Raw genomic sequence first — 11,977 nt, 5'->3', positions numbered from 1 at the left:
CAAGACCGGGGGCGCGCCGGCTCCCTGATGGGCTGCTCTAGGGCGGCAAACACCGGCCGGAAACAGGCCCGTCCGCCCTGCCGCCGCCGATGCGGGGCGACCAGTCGTCGGGCGCCGAAATCCCTTTGAGGCCCGCCGGGCCCCGTCCTAGGGTGCGGGCCATGCTGCCCCTCGTGGAAACCGACGAGCAATGGGACGCCGTGGTCCCCGACGAAGCGGTCATGCGGCGGGGAGCGGAGGACCTCTGCGCCCGGCTCGGCCTCACCGGCCTCCCGCTCACGCGCTACGAAGCGGGTACCCAGCCCGTCTACGCCGTCGGTGACGAGCACGTCCTGAAGCTGTTCCCGGCGGCCTCGGCGGAGGACGGCGTCACCGAGGCCAGGGTCCTCGCCCACATCGGGGGCCGGCTCCCCGTGCCCACCCCGGAGGTCCGCTCCACGGGCGCATACGAGAACGGGTGGCACTACATCCTCATGTCCCGGCTCCCCGGCGAGGACCTGGCCGTGGCCTGGCCCGGCATCCCGCGCGCCGACCAGGACCGCATCGTCACGGAGGCCGGAGCGTGCCTCGCCGCGCTGCACGCCCTCGACCCCACGCCCCTCGACGGAGTGGTGGGCCCGGGGGACTGGGGCGCGTTCGTGGGCGAGCAGCGCGCCGGCGCCGTGCAGCGGCAGCGTGAACACGGACTCGCCGAGGGCTGGTTGGAGCAGATCCCCGCCTTCCTCCACTCGGTCGAGCCGACTGCCGGGCCCGAACGCGTACTGCTGCACACGGAGTTCATGCGCCAGCACCTCGTCGTCGACCCCCGGACCCGTGCTCTGACCGGCCTCCTCGACTTCGAGCCCGCCATGATCGGGGACCCGGCCTACGACTTCGTGGCCGTCGGCCTGTTCGTCACCCGGGCCGACCCGCGCCTGATGAACCGCTTCGCCGAGGCGTACGGCCGCGTTTTCGCGCCCCGCACCGTGACGGCGTACACCCTTCTGCACGTCTACAGCGATCTGCCCTGGTACCTGCGGGAACTGCCCGCGCCGCCGGAGGCGACCTTCGACTCACTCGCCGAGGCCTGGTTCGCCGCCGGATGACGCGAGGCGGGCCTCCGCCGCCGCGAGGATCTCCGTGACGCGCAACGCGAAAGCGGCGTCGCAGGCGTGCGGCCGGCCCGTGCGCACGGACTCCAGGAGCGCGTCGACCGCCACGCCGAACGCGTCGACCGACGCACCGCCCGTCGGCATCGACACGATGCCGGACTCACCCCGCAGTTCCACGTCGACGCCCGCCGCCTTCGCCGGAGCAGTCAGACTCAACGCGGCCGTGGCGGACGCGCCCGACGCATGTGCGAGGACCAGATGCACGGTGTCCGCCGGTCCCCGCGCGGCCGTCACGGACGTGACGTCGCCGAGCACCGGGAGCAGTACGGACAGGGCGTGCGGGCCGACGTCCCACAGGGCGCCGCGCCCGACCCGCCACGGGGACGCGGTCAGCTCGGACGTGTCGCCGGGGGTGTACAGGGACCCGTACCAGTCGGCCCGGCCTGTGAACCAGCCTCCTGCGACGGCCTGCTGGGCCAGCCAGTCGGACGTGACGGTCGCGAAGCGCAGGGTGAAGAACACGACGGACGCGACCCCCGCGGCCCGTACGGCGTCCACGACCTCCCCGGCCGCGGGCACCGACGTGGCCAGCGGCTTGTCGAGGAGGAGATGGCAGCCCGCGGCGGCGGCCCGCGCGGCGAGCGGCGCCTGGACGTCCGGCGGCACCGCGAACGCCACCGCGTCGCACGCCGCGAACAGCGCGTCGACGTCCTCGAAGACCCGAGCCCCATGGGCGGCGGCGACCTCGGCGGCGGCCTCGGGCCTGCGCCCCCAGACGCCCACGAGATCGGTCCCCGGGTGGGCGCGCAGAGCGGCGGCGTGCGTGTTCGAGGCCCAGGTGCCGGTGCCGACGAGCCCGACGCGAAGGGTGGTGGCAGCAGAAGTCATGGTCGGCAGTATGGCTGGCGTGCGGCGGACGGAACAGGAACGGTCGCCGTCCCGGAGGCCTCACGCGCCCCCTTCCGGGCCGAGGGCGTTCGCGTCATTCCCACGCCGGCCAGCACGACCGCCATCCCCGCCACCACCCGCGCCGACAGGTCCTCGCCGAGCACGACGGCGCCCAGCGCCACGGAGACGACCGGCAGGAGATAGCCGACCGTCGCCGCGCTCGTCGGGCCCTCGTCCGCGATCAGACGGTAGTTGAGGTAGAACGTCACGCCCGTGCCGAAGATCCCGAGGATCGCCACCGCGAGGACGCCCGTCAGGTCGACATCGGACGAGGGCGAGGCGCCGAAGGGCAGCGCCGGCAGGCTGAGTGCCGTCGCGGACGTCAACTGCGCCGAGGACAGGGCGATCGGCTGGACGCCGGGACCGGTGAGCTTGCGCCCCATGTACGCGAACGCCACCGCGTAGCTCGCCGCGGCCGCGAGCAGGGCGAGCGCGCCCCAGCTCGCGAGGCCCGCGCGCTGCCACGGCGCGAAGATCAGCAACGTACCGGCGAAGCCGAGCAGCAGACCCGTCAGCCGCAGCGGTCGCAGGCCGCGCTCCGACCCGAGGGCGACGCCGATCAGTAGTGACCACAAGGGAGTTGTGGCGTTGAGCACGCCGGCGACGCCCGAGTCGACGGTCTGCTCGCCGAAGCCGAAGAGGGCGAACGGGACCGCGTTGCAGAAGAACGCGGCGACCACGAGGCGGCCCCACGTACGGCGGTCGCGGGGCAGCCGCTGCCCGGTCGCCCGGCTCAGCGCGAACAGGACGCCCGCGCCGAGCGCGCACCGCACCACGACGATGTGCACCGGCGAAAACCCGTGCTGAAGCGCCAACTTGATCCACAGGAACCCGGAGCCCCACAGGAGCGCGAGCACCCCCATCCGCACCGCCGCGCCGCGTCCACCGAACACCGCGCACCTCCCACTCGTCGTCGTCCTGGCTCCGTACGCTCCCTCACCCAACTCGACAGGACAAGTGAAAAGTCGTGGACCCACTGTTAACCTCTCCTACATGCTCGATGTGCGACGTATGCAGGTCCTGCGAGCCGTGGTCACCAGCGGCTCGGTCACCGCCGCGGCGGCGAACCTCGGCTACACCCCGTCCGCCATCAGCCAACAGGTCGCCGCCCTGGAGAAACAGGCGGGCACGGCGCTGCTCGAACGTGTCGGCAGAGGAGTGCAGGCCACGGAGGCGGGGCGGCTGCTCACGCGGTACGCGGACGCCATCAGCCGCCAGGTCGCCGAGGCCGAGACCGCACTCGCCGACCTGCGCGACGGCCGCACCGGCACACTCGCCGTGCGCTACTTCGCCACCGCCGGAGCCGCGCTCGTGGCGCCGGCCGTGGCGCGCCTGCGCGAGCGGCACCCCGGCGTGCGCGTCGACCTGAGAGTGACCGACCCGGAGGATCCGCTGCCCGAGGTGCGCCAGGGGCGGGCCGACGTGGCCGTCGTCGTGCGCACGCGGGACGTGCCGCCCACCGGGATCCGCATGAGCCACCTGGCCGACGACCCCTACCGTGCCGTCCTGCCCAGGAACCATCCGCTCACCGAACGGCGTGTCATCGACCTCGCCGACCTCGCCGACGAACCCTGGGTCGACACCGAGGGTGTCGCGGGCCCGTGTCACGAGATCGTCCGCGACGCCTGTGCCGCCGCCGGATTCAGCCCCGATTTCTCCGTCGCGAGCCAGGACTACGCGACCGCCCAGGGCTTTGTCGCCGCCGGCATGGGCATCGGTCTCATGCCTTTGATGGGCCTCGGGAACCGGCACCCCGACGTGGTCCTGCGCAGGGTCCGCAAACCGGAGCCGATCCGGGTGATCTGTGCGGCCACCCGCGACACGACCCCCGCGCAGCCCGCCCTTGAAGGGTTCGTCGAGGCGGTGCGGGAGGCGGCGACGGGCTGAGGACTCGATTCCGGGGCCGGGCTGAGCGGGGGCGGGCGGACATGCCGGAGATTGCGCCGGGTGTGCACGGCTTTGTCCGTGCGTTCTGGTCAGATGCGAGCGCTCTGGTGAATACTGATTCACCACTTAGGTGAATAGAAATTCACCTCACCTCCCGCCCTCGCCCTCGAGGCGTCCACCGGAGCGCTCATGGAGCCTGCGATAAACCCCGACATACGCCCCGAAACAGCCCCGCTGCCCGGTCTGCGCGGCCGGCTGACGATCCCGGTCCTCGCCTTCGGCGGCATCCTCATGGCCGTCATGCAGACCGTCGTGGTCCCGCTGCTCCCCGACCTGCCCCGGCTGACCGGAGCCTCACCCGGCGCGGTCTCCTGGACGGTCACCGCCACCCTCCTCGCCGGCGCCGTCCTCACCCCCGTGCTCGGCAGGGCGGGCGACATGTACGGCAAGCGGCGCGTCCTGCTGCTCGCGCTCGGCCTGATGACCGGCGGGTCGGTGCTGTGCGCGCTCACCTCCGACATCCGCGTCCTGATCGCGGCCCGCGCGCTCCAGGGCGCGGCCGCCGCGGTCGTCCCGCTCTCGATCAGCATCCTGCGCGACGAACTCCCGCCCCACCGCACGGGATCCGCGGTCGCCCTCATGAGTTCGACCGTGGGGATCGGCGCCGCCCTCGGCCTGCCGCTCGCCGCCCTGATCGTCCAGTACGCCAACTGGCACGTCATGTTCTGGGCGACCAGCGCCCTCGGCGTGCTCGGCCTCGCCCTCGCCTGCTGGGCCGTGCGCGAGTCGCCCGTGCGCGAACCGGGCCGGTTCGACACCCTCGGCGCGGCCGGGATCGCCGGCGGCCTGGTCTGTCTGCTGCTCGCCGTGTCCCAGGGCGGCCAGTGGGGCTGGGGCAGCGCCCGCGTGGTCGGCCTGTTCGCCGGAGCCGTCGTGATCCTGGCACTGTGGTCGTGGCAGCAGCTGCGGGCCGAGCGTCCGCTGGTCGACCTCCGGCTCGCCGTGGGCCGCCGCGTCGGCCTGCCGCACCTCGCCGCCCTGATCGCCGGATTCGCGTTCTACGCCAACTCGCTCGTCACGGCACAGCTCGTCCAGGCGCCCGAGTCCAGCGGCTACGGGCTCGGCCTCTCCATCGTGCAGACCGGCCTGTGCCTGCTGCCCAACGGCGTGATCATGCTGGTCCTCTCGCCGGTGTCGGCCCGCGTCTCCGCAGCGCGCGGCCCCCGCGTGAGCCTCGCCATCGGCGGCGCCGCGATGGCCCTCGGCTATGTGGTCCGCATCGCCGACAGCCGCGACCTGTGGGTGATCGTCCTGGGCGCCGCCATCGTGTCGACCGGCACCACGTTCGCGTACTCGGCGCTGCCCACCCTCATCCTGCGGGCCGTGCCCGCGGGCCAGACCGCGTCGGCGAACGGCGTGAACGTCCTGATGCGGACCATCGGCCAGGCCGTCTCCAGCGCCGCGGTCGCCGCCGTCCTCGTCCACCACGCGACCGGCGCCGGCTTCCCCTCGCTGCGCGGCTATCAAATGGCCTTCGTCATGGCGGGCACGGTCGCCCTGGTGGTCATAGCGGCGGCGTTCACCGTCCCCGCCGACGCGGCGGACAATGGAGGGCGCAGGTCCGTCCGCGGCACGACCGGGCGGACGGACAAGGCCCTCGAAGGAGCGTGACCCCGTGACGAGCCCGGCCCCGACGGCATCCGCCGAGGCGCAGTCCGCCTCCGGCGCGACCGACGACCATCGTTCGGGACCGGCACGCCGCGACGCGGAGGCGACCAAGGCGGCCATCATCCGCGCCTGCCGCCATCTCCTCGCCCGGCACGCGCACACCGACATCACCCTCAAGGCCGTCGCCGAGCGCGCCGGGGTCAGCGCCCCGCTGATCCTCAAGTACTTCGGCAACAAGGACGCCCTGTTCTCCCAGGTCATGAACTTCGAGGCGGACGTGGAGACCTTCCTCGACGCGCCCCTGGAAGACCTCGGCCGCCACATGGTGCGCCACCTCCTCACCGGCCAGTCCGAGCACGGCGCGGATCCCATCCTGCGCATCGTGTTCGCCCCGCTCCACGGCGCACAGGGCGACATCCTGCGCGCCAACTTCCGTACCCAGGTCAGCGAGCGCCTCGCCGAACGCCTGCACGGACCGGACGCGGGCCTGCGCGCCGAACTCGCCGTCTCCCTCCTCCTCGGCCTCGGCGTCATGTACGGCATCGCACGCGGTCCCCATGTGCGCTCCGCACCCGTCGGAGAGATCACCGAACGCTACGGACCCGCCGTACAGGCCCAGTTGACTCCTGGCACACTGACCGGATGACCACAGCGGAGGAACATCCGGCGGCCACGTCCGACCTGCTCGCCCGCTTTCTGACCGGGCTCCGCGAGGCGCTGCCCGCCCCGTTCTCGCTGTGGGCGCACGGGTCGCTCGCCGGTGGGGACTACCAGGAAGGGCGCAGCGACCTCGACCTCGTCGCCGTCGTCCCGCACCCGCTGGAACCGGTCGAGGAGACGCGGCTCACCACGCTGCACGAGGCAATCGACGCCGAACTGCCCCTCGCGGCACGCCTCCACTGCTCCTACATGCCGCACGGCGACCTCGACGACCCTGACCGTACGCACTTCACCTGGGCCCACCGAGAGGCCTACGCCCGCACGGTCACGCCCATCACCCGGCGCGAACTCCACGCCTTCGGCCTCGTGCTCCATGGGGACCCGGTCGCGGGCACCCTGCCCCCGGTGGACGACCGCACGCTGAGGGAGTACATCCTCGCCGACCTGGCCGGCTACTGGCGGCCCAGGACCGGACGCACCGAGCTGTGGCTCGAGAACATCTGGGTCGACCTGGGCCTGATGGTCCTGGCCCGGGCCACGGTCACCCTGCGCGAAGGCACCCTCATCAGCAAGGCCGAGGCACTCGCCGTCCTCACCGAGCTCGGCGCACCCGCCGACGTCGTGGCGGACATCGAACGCCGCCGCTACAAGGGCGGACCGGCCGACGCCGACCCCGCGTGGCCGGCGCGGCGGGCCGAGCTGACCCTGAACTGGCTCGTCCCCGCGCTCGACCGCACACTTGCCGAGCACGCCGCCGAACGCTGAGAGGCGGACGGGCCGGAAGACCGAACGGGCCGGATGGCCGGAGTGCCCGGTTCAGGCGGCCGGGTCCGGTGGCACCCGGTCGAGCTCGATGCCGAAGGAGTCGCGGTACGTGTCGAGCACCTCCCGGTCGGACGTGAGCGCCGTGACGTGGCGCTCGCCGCCGACCGTCGTCGTGAGCGTGCGGCCGCTCAGCGTCACCCGGCCCTCGTCCGTGACCAGCGAGCAGACCAGCGACCGCGTGAACGTGGACCGCGGCGACGTGGTGTTGTACCAGCGGCCGGCCTCGAAGTCCCGCAGTTCGCGAGGGCGTTGTTCGAGGAGGTACTCAGGTGCCCCGTCCTTGGTCACGCGCAGGTCGCCGTCATTCGTTCCGGCGACGAGGAAGACGCCACCCGGATCCCCCTGCACGCCCCGCTCACCGAGGCCGAGCGGGAAGTGGCTGTGCGCCCCGAAGCCGACGTCCGCGAGCAGATCGGCCCCGTCGACGGTGCGGACGCGGAGGGCGAGATGGTCGTACGGGATGCCGAGGTGCCCCTCCTTGTCGTACACCCGGGCCTGGAGCAGGGACACCTCGAAGCCCAGCGCGGTGAGCAGCGCCGCGAACCCGCCGTTGAGCTCGTAACAGAAGCCGCCGCGGTGGCGGTCCACCAGCTTGGCGACAATCGCTTCCTCGTCGAGGGTGATGTCCTCGCCCAGATGGATCGAGAGGTTCTCGAACGGGACCGCTCGCAGGTGCGCGAGGTGCAGAGTGCGCAGCGCCTGTGCGGTCGGCGCCGAGGGGCGCGGCGTCGCGATGCGGCGGAGATAGGCGTCGGTGCGTGAGGCGTTCATAGGGCCAGTCTGGAGGGCCGGGCGGTCCCGGGCCACGGGCGGAGGGACCATGTCGGCCCAGGTCGCTCGGCCTAGGGCCGGTCGTTTGGATCAGGCCGGACCAGGGAGCGGGTGCCGGCCTGATCCGAACGAAAGGCCCTATAGGGCCGGCGGACCAGGAACCCGGAGGAGCCGGCCGTCAGGCCGCCCCGGCGACCGGCCGCAGGCGCACCGGGAGCCGGTCGACGCTGTTGCCCACGAAGCCCGCCTTGCGCGCGAGCTCCGCGTCGGGCGCGGCCACTTCGAGATCGGGGAAACGGGTGAACAGGCGCTCCAGCGCGACGGTGGCCTCCAGGCGGGCGAGCGGCGCCCCCAGGCAGTAGTGCGAGCCGTGGCCGAGTGAGAGATGGCGGGCCGCCGAGGCGCGCGTGACGTCGAAGCGGTCCGCGTCCGCGCCGTGCGCGCTGCGGTCACGTCCCGCCGCCGAGTAGCCCGCGAGCACCGGAGTGCCCCGGGGTATCACCGTCCCGTCCACCGTCAGATCCCGCTTCGGGTAGCGGAACGGGAAGTAGCTGACGGGGCTGTCCCAGCGCAGCGTCTCCTCCACCACGTCGGACCAGGACGCCCCGCCCGACAGGACGAGGTCGAGCTGGTCGCGGTGGGCGCACAGGGCGCGCACGGCGTTCGTGATCAGGTTCAGCGTCGTCTCGTGCCCGGCGATGATCATCAGCAGCAGGGTGCCGATCAGCTCCTGCTCGCTCAGCCGGTCGCCGTCCTCCTCGCGCGCGGCGATCAGCGCGCTCGTCAGGTCTTCCCCGGGTCGGCTCGTCCGGGACGCGGCGACCGCCGTGAGTACGGAGACCAGCTCACGGTTGGCGGCCACCGCCTCGCGCGGGCCGATGTCGGTGGCCACGACCTGGCTCGACAGATGATGCAGGCGTCCTCTGAACTCCTCGTCCACGCCGAGCAGTTCACAGATCACGCTCATCGGGAGCGGCAGCGCGAACCGCCGCCGCAGCTCCACGACGTCCTCGCCCTGCGACACGGCCGTTTCCAGCCCGTCGAGCAGCTCGCCGGTCAGCTCCTCGACACGTGGCCGCAGGGCCTCGACGCGGCGCGCGGTGAACGCCCGGCTCACCAGTGACCGCAGCCGCCGGTGGTCCTCGTCGTCCGCGGTCGTCATCCCCTGCACGGTCGCGAACGTCATGAGCGGCCAGCCGTCGGGCAGGCGGCCCTCGTTCAGCGCGGTGAAGTGCCGGGCGCCCTTGGCGACATCGGGGTGCGCGAGGAACTCCTTGAGGGCCTCGTGGCCGAGGACCACCATGCCGTCGACGTCACCGGGCAGCACGACCGGGGCGACGGCGCCCCGGTCGAGCAGCCGCGCGTTCGCCGCGTGCGGGCAGCCACCGGCCGGGTCGATACGGTGCGGGACCACGGGTGGGATCGTCAACGGGGACCTCCTGAACGGGCTCGGGAACGCGGGAACGCGGATTCGGACGGACGCGCGCCACCTACGGGCGAACGCACGTACCTCACCTACGGACGAGTACACCTACCTCACGTATGAACACGCGTCTCCGTTCCCAAGTCGTACAGCTTCTCGAGCAGCCAGGCCTCGTTTCCCACGAGTCCCGCCCTGTCCAGGGCCTCGTCGGCCTCCGCGATCGGCAGGGCCAGCAGCGAGGCGGCCGTCGCCGGCTCGCATCCGGTCAGTGCGGCGCGCGCGGTGTGCAGAAGGCGCAGGCAGGCCTGGGCCGCGGCGAGTTCGGCGTTCCTGGTCGCATTCATGTCGATGGGCCCCTCAGCTCGGCGAAGACGTGGATGTACAGACATGTGCCTCCACTCTTGCGCACGGGTCTGACAATTGGCCTTCGACGCGAGGGGTGAGCGGGGGTGCGCGCTCATCGCACCCGGCCGATCGAACTCAGTCCGTCGTACGGACCCTCGCGCGGCGCCCCAGAGTGAGCCGCAGGCCTTCCGGCATCAGCGTCAGGCGCTCAGCGACGCGCAGCCGGTAGCCCGGTTCGGGGTGCAGGTCGTAGCGGCGCAGCAGCAGGCCGAGTACCAACGTCGCCTCGTGCAGGGCGAATTGACGGCCGATGCATGCGCGTGCCCCGGTGCCGAACGGCTTGAAGACATGCGGGGCGCGCGAGCGCACCGCCGCCGGGGCGAAGCGGTCCGGGTCGAAGGCCTCCGGGTCGTCACCCCACGCCTCCGGGTCCCGGTGCAGGAGCGATGTCAGGACCAGCGCCCAAGCGCCCCTGCGCATCGGGTGGATCCCGCCGAGCGTCGTGTCGACGATGGCCTCGCGGGCGAACGCCGGAGCCGTCGGCCACAGCCGCAGGGACTCGTCGAGGACGCGGCGCAGGTAGCGGAGCTTGGGCACCTGCTCGTAGGCGGGCTCGTCCGCGTCGCCCCACACGCGCTCCACCTCTTCACGTGCCTTCGCGAGGACGTCGGGGTGGTGGGCCAGATAGTGCAGCGCGAACGACAGTGCGCCCGACGTCGTCTCGTGCCCGGCGACGAGGAACGTGATGACCTGGCGTCGGATGTTCTCGGGGGAGAGACGCTCCCCGGTGTCGGGGTGGGCGACCTCCAGCATGCGGTCGAGCAGGTCGCCCTGCCCGGCGGAGGGCGATCCGGGCGCGGCCCGCCGCGCGGCGACGACGTCGTCCACGGTCCGGTTGAGGTATGCCATGTCCGCGGCGTTGCGCCGCTCCGCGCCCCGCAGGAGGAGGGGGGCGAGCGCCGGTGGCACCACGTTGCGGCGCTGCGCGAACGACAGCGTGCCGACCATGGCGGTCACGAACGGGTGCGGCCGTTCCCGCTCGAACGACCCGAAGTCATGGCCGAAACCGGTCCGCGCGATCGTCTCCAGGGTCAGCTTCGTCATGTCGCCGGGCACGTCCACGGGCAGGCCCGCCGCCTCCCGGGCGTCCCAGGCCGCCATCAGGCGCCCCGCGACGTCCAGCATCAGCGGGTGGTAGCCCTCCATGGCGTCGCGGCCGAAACCGGGAGCGAGCACGTCGTGCGCCAGCTGCCAGTTGGGCTCGTGGTTGTACGCGGTGAACAGGCCGTCACCGGCCACCGGCCGGAGATTGGCGACGCCCAGGCCGACATGCTTGGCGAAGCGTGACTCGTCCGCCATGTCGGCGGCGAACCGCGCGCCCCAGACGAACACGATCTCGTTCCCGAAGGCCTTGCGGCGGAAGACCGGCCCGAGCTCCTTGCCGATCCGCATCGAGTCCTGCACCGGCGTGCGCACGTTCGCGCCGAGGATGTCGCCGACGAGGGGAACGCGTCGCGTCGGGTGCGGAATGCGGTCGAGGCCGGGCCAGCCGAGCTCGGCACTGCGAAAGCCCTTCGTCGGTGTCGAGTCCGTCGCCTGCCGCGTCAACTGAGCCATGATCCCCACCTGTTGGACGTAGAGAGTGCCTGTACCCGACCGTTGTTATACGTGGGTTCAATACGGCCTCCAGTGTGGTCCCGCTATTGAATTCACGTCAAGTAATGCGAGTAGGGTGCTGTCATGGCAGCGAGGGAGCAGGAGCGAACGCGCCGCAGGCTGAGCACCGAGGAGCGCCGCGAGCAGCTGCTCAGCGTGGGTGCGCGGCTGTTCGCACAGAGCACGTACGACGACGTCTGGATCGAGCAGGTCGCCGAGATCGCCGGCGTCTCGCGCGGGCTCCTCTACCACTACTTCCCGACGAAACGGGACTTCTTCGCCGCTGTCGTCCAGCGCGAGAGCGAGCGGATGCTGCGCCTGACCGCGGCCGTTCCCGGGATCCCCGTGCGCGACCAGATCACCGCGGGCCTGGAGACGTTCCTCGGCTACGTGGAGGCCCACGGCGAGGGCTTCCGCGCCTTCCACCGGGCCGAGGCCGCGGGCGACCCGGCCGTGCGCGAGGTGTACCGGCAGGGCCTGGCCGCGCAGGAGCGCCAGATCGTCGAAGCGCTCGCCGCCGACCCCGACCGGTCCCGTGCCGACGGCGAATCCCCCGTGCTCCGGCTCGCCGTACGCGGCTGGCTGGCCTTCATGGTGGCCGTGTGCCTCGAGTGGCTCGACGAGCCGGAGCTGTCGCGGGATCAGGTGCGCGACCTGTGCGCGCGGGCCCTGCTCGGCGCGATCACGCCGTAGGGCGCCGCGC

General features: G+C 72.4%; 12 protein-coding genes. 6 read left to right on the top strand and 6 right to left on the bottom strand.

What is annotated here, in order from left to right:
• Nucleotides 1-161 precede the first annotated feature (161 nt).
• Nucleotides 162-1,085, top strand: coding sequence for a phosphotransferase family protein (locus tag ACFC96_RS03440; RefSeq protein ID WP_376609954.1), 924 nt, complete (start codon nucleotides 162-164; stop codon nucleotides 1,083-1,085).
• On the opposite strand, the gene ACFC96_RS03435 is transcribed toward ACFC96_RS03440, so the two are convergent.
• Together ACFC96_RS03435 and ACFC96_RS03430 are read right to left on the bottom strand one after the other, a co-directional pair.
• Nucleotides 1,053-1,979 carry a Gfo/Idh/MocA family protein gene (locus tag ACFC96_RS03435; RefSeq protein ID WP_376254062.1) on the bottom strand — a complete coding sequence of 309 codons (927 nt, stop codon included), beginning with the start codon at nucleotides 1,977-1,979 and terminating at the stop codon, nucleotides 1,053-1,055. The two genes, ACFC96_RS03440 and ACFC96_RS03435, sit on opposite strands and share 33 nt — an antisense overlap.
• Entirely contained in the window at nucleotides 1,976-2,902 is a 927-nt protein-coding gene (locus tag ACFC96_RS03430; protein WP_376610510.1) for a DMT family transporter, read from the bottom strand. Before ACFC96_RS03430 ends, ACFC96_RS03435 begins: the two co-directional genes overlap by 4 nt.
• 130 nt (nucleotides 2,903-3,032) lie before the next feature.
• On the opposite strand from ACFC96_RS03430, the gene ACFC96_RS03425 reads away from it, so the two are divergent.
• The 4 genes from ACFC96_RS03425 (at nucleotide 3,033) to ACFC96_RS03410 (ending at nucleotide 7,019) form a co-directional block, all read left to right on the top strand.
• Nucleotides 3,033-3,926: a LysR substrate-binding domain-containing protein gene (locus tag ACFC96_RS03425; protein WP_376609952.1), complete on the top strand. Its 894-nt coding sequence runs from the start codon at nucleotides 3,033-3,035 to the stop codon at nucleotides 3,924-3,926.
• 189 nt (nucleotides 3,927-4,115) lie between these two features.
• Complete coding sequence (locus ACFC96_RS03420) at nucleotides 4,116-5,597, top strand: MFS transporter (protein ID WP_376254056.1); 1,482 nt, start codon at nucleotides 4,116-4,118, stop codon at nucleotides 5,595-5,597.
• A gap of 4 nt (nucleotides 5,598-5,601) precedes the next feature.
• Nucleotides 5,602-6,240 carry a TetR family transcriptional regulator gene (locus ACFC96_RS03415; RefSeq protein ID WP_340458337.1) on the top strand — a complete coding sequence of 213 codons (639 nt, stop codon included), beginning with the start codon at nucleotides 5,602-5,604 and terminating at the stop codon, nucleotides 6,238-6,240.
• Nucleotides 6,237-7,019 carry a nucleotidyltransferase domain-containing protein gene (locus ACFC96_RS03410; protein ID WP_376609950.1) on the top strand — a complete coding sequence of 261 codons (783 nt, stop codon included), beginning with the start codon at nucleotides 6,237-6,239 and terminating at the stop codon, nucleotides 7,017-7,019. The genes ACFC96_RS03415 and ACFC96_RS03410 overlap by 4 nt, the downstream gene beginning before the upstream one ends.
• Nucleotides 7,020-7,070: 51 nt before the next feature.
• Here ACFC96_RS03410 and ACFC96_RS03405 read toward each other — a convergent pair whose 3' ends face one another.
• From ACFC96_RS03405 to ACFC96_RS03390, 4 genes are all read right to left on the bottom strand, one after another.
• On the bottom strand, nucleotides 7,071-7,850 hold the full coding sequence (locus ACFC96_RS03405; protein ID WP_376609949.1) for an arylamine N-acetyltransferase: 780 nt from the start codon (nucleotides 7,848-7,850) through the stop codon (nucleotides 7,071-7,073).
• 178 nt (nucleotides 7,851-8,028) lie between these two features.
• Nucleotides 8,029-9,279, bottom strand: a complete 1,251-nt coding sequence (locus tag ACFC96_RS03400) for a cytochrome P450 (RefSeq protein ID WP_376609947.1) — start codon at nucleotides 9,277-9,279, stop codon at nucleotides 8,029-8,031.
• Nucleotides 9,280-9,386: 107 nt separating this feature from the next.
• Complete coding sequence (locus ACFC96_RS03395) at nucleotides 9,387-9,617, bottom strand: hypothetical protein (RefSeq protein WP_376609945.1); 231 nt, start codon at nucleotides 9,615-9,617, stop codon at nucleotides 9,387-9,389.
• A gap of 136 nt (nucleotides 9,618-9,753) precedes the next feature.
• Nucleotides 9,754-11,235: a cytochrome P450 gene (locus tag ACFC96_RS03390; RefSeq protein WP_340458854.1), complete on the bottom strand. Its 1,482-nt coding sequence runs from the start codon at nucleotides 11,233-11,235 to the stop codon at nucleotides 9,754-9,756.
• A 123-nt stretch (nucleotides 11,236-11,358) separates the two neighbouring features.
• On the opposite strand from ACFC96_RS03390, the gene ACFC96_RS03385 reads away from it, so the two are divergent.
• Nucleotides 11,359-11,967 carry a TetR/AcrR family transcriptional regulator gene (locus tag ACFC96_RS03385; RefSeq protein ID WP_340458855.1) on the top strand — a complete coding sequence of 203 codons (609 nt, stop codon included), beginning with the start codon at nucleotides 11,359-11,361 and terminating at the stop codon, nucleotides 11,965-11,967.
• Nucleotides 11,968-11,977 lie beyond the last annotated feature (10 nt).

The sequence above is a fragment of the Streptomyces sp. NPDC055955 genome (assembly GCF_042270245.1).
In the GTDB taxonomy this organism is placed as follows: Bacteria; Actinomycetota; Actinomycetes; order Streptomycetales; family Streptomycetaceae; genus Streptomyces.
This window is presented reverse-complemented; position numbering and strand designations above follow the sequence as displayed.

Bases quoted from the DNA above. Each gene is read 5' to 3' on its own strand.
- ACFC96_RS03440 (WP_376609954.1), top strand. From the start codon at position 162: ATGCTGCCCCTCGTGGAAACCGACGAGCAATGGGACGCCGTGGTCCCC.
- ACFC96_RS03435 (WP_376254062.1), bottom strand. From the start codon at position 1,979: ATGACTTCTGCTGCCACCACCCTTCGCGTCGGGCTCGTCGGCACCGGC.
- ACFC96_RS03430 (WP_376610510.1), bottom strand. From the start codon at position 2,902: ATGGGGGTGCTCGCGCTCCTGTGGGGCTCCGGGTTCCTGTGGATCAAG.
- ACFC96_RS03425 (WP_376609952.1), top strand. From the start codon at position 3,033: ATGCTCGATGTGCGACGTATGCAGGTCCTGCGAGCCGTGGTCACCAGC.
- ACFC96_RS03420 (WP_376254056.1), top strand. From the start codon at position 4,116: ATGGAGCCTGCGATAAACCCCGACATACGCCCCGAAACAGCCCCGCTG.
- ACFC96_RS03410 (WP_376609950.1), top strand. From the start codon at position 6,237: ATGACCACAGCGGAGGAACATCCGGCGGCCACGTCCGACCTGCTCGCC.
- ACFC96_RS03405 (WP_376609949.1), bottom strand. From the start codon at position 7,850: ATGAACGCCTCACGCACCGACGCCTATCTCCGCCGCATCGCGACGCCG.
- ACFC96_RS03395 (WP_376609945.1), bottom strand. From the start codon at position 9,617: ATGAATGCGACCAGGAACGCCGAACTCGCCGCGGCCCAGGCCTGCCTG.
- ACFC96_RS03390 (WP_340458854.1), bottom strand. From the start codon at position 11,235: ATGGCTCAGTTGACGCGGCAGGCGACGGACTCGACACCGACGAAGGGC.
- ACFC96_RS03385 (WP_340458855.1), top strand. From the start codon at position 11,359: ATGGCAGCGAGGGAGCAGGAGCGAACGCGCCGCAGGCTGAGCACCGAG.